Genomic DNA, 877 nt, shown 5'->3' on the forward strand with positions numbered 1-877 from the left:
ATCACCGGCCCGGGGACGGGCAGTTCACGTGCCGTACCCGCCCGAAGTTCGGCCGTGAAAAGCCGCCCCGACAAGGCGAAGGACGCCAGCTCCACGGCCGTGTCGGTGGCGTACCCGACGATGCCGGCGCCGCCCTCACGCGTCCGTTCCCGGCGCGCCCGTTCCTCGGGAGACAGACTCTCCGAGGCGCCGCCGAGGAGGGTGCGAGGATCGGCGGCCACACGCTCCTGACCGTCCGCGAGGTCGAGCACCCAGAGGGAGTTGGCCCGGTCGGTTCCGGAGCCGGAGCGCAGGAACACGACGCGGGAGGCGTCGGGCGCCACGGTGAACGCGCGCGACGCGCCGAGCGTGAACCGCTGGGTGCGGGCGTGCCGTCGGGGGAAGGAGACAGGCTCTGTCGTCATACCAAGACCATATTGGCCATGCGCCCCCTTGTGCGGCCGTGCGCCACTCGATGCGCGCGTGCGGATAGTTATGATCGCTAGCACACGGTGGGTATGAACCTGCTGCCCCTGTGTGGATTCAACTGTTCCATAGTCCGACCCGATACCCCCGATACCCCCGACACCCCGAGTCCTGGGGATCTTTGGAGGTGAGCCGCCGTGGCACTCTCGATTTCGGCGGTGGTGCTGCTGGCGATCATCGTCTTCCTGCTGATCAAGAAGTCGGGCCTGAAGGCCGGCCACGCGATCGTGTGCGTGCTCCTGGGCTTCTACCTCGCCTCCTCCACGGTCGCACCGACGATCCGCGATGTGACGACGAACATCGCCGGGATGCTCGGCAGCATCAAGTTCTGAGCACGGATTCGGAACCGCCCTGACCGCACCAGCCTGACCGGCAGAGCAGCGCGTTGGTGGGCTGTGGGGGTGGGTTGGTG

At 67.8% G+C, this 877-nt stretch carries 1 protein-coding gene and 1 pseudogene; one reads left to right on the forward strand and one right to left on the reverse strand.

Annotated features, from left to right (window positions below):
* A pseudogene (locus tag C1I97_RS38065) lies at positions 1 to 404 on the reverse strand (S9 family peptidase); the annotation flags it as partial.
* A 198-nt stretch (positions 405 to 602) separates the two neighbouring features.
* Here C1I97_RS38065 and C1I97_RS38070 point away from each other — a divergent pair.
* Positions 603 to 797 (forward strand): hypothetical protein, encoded by a 195-nt coding sequence (locus C1I97_RS38070; protein WP_111007386.1) that lies wholly within the window; start codon positions 603 to 605, stop codon positions 795 to 797.
* The last annotated feature ends 80 nt before the right edge of the window (positions 798 to 877 follow it).

Origin of the sequence: Streptomyces sp. NTH33 (assembly GCF_003236365.1) — a bacterium.
Lineage (GTDB): Bacteria > Actinomycetota > Actinomycetes > Streptomycetales > Streptomycetaceae > Streptomyces.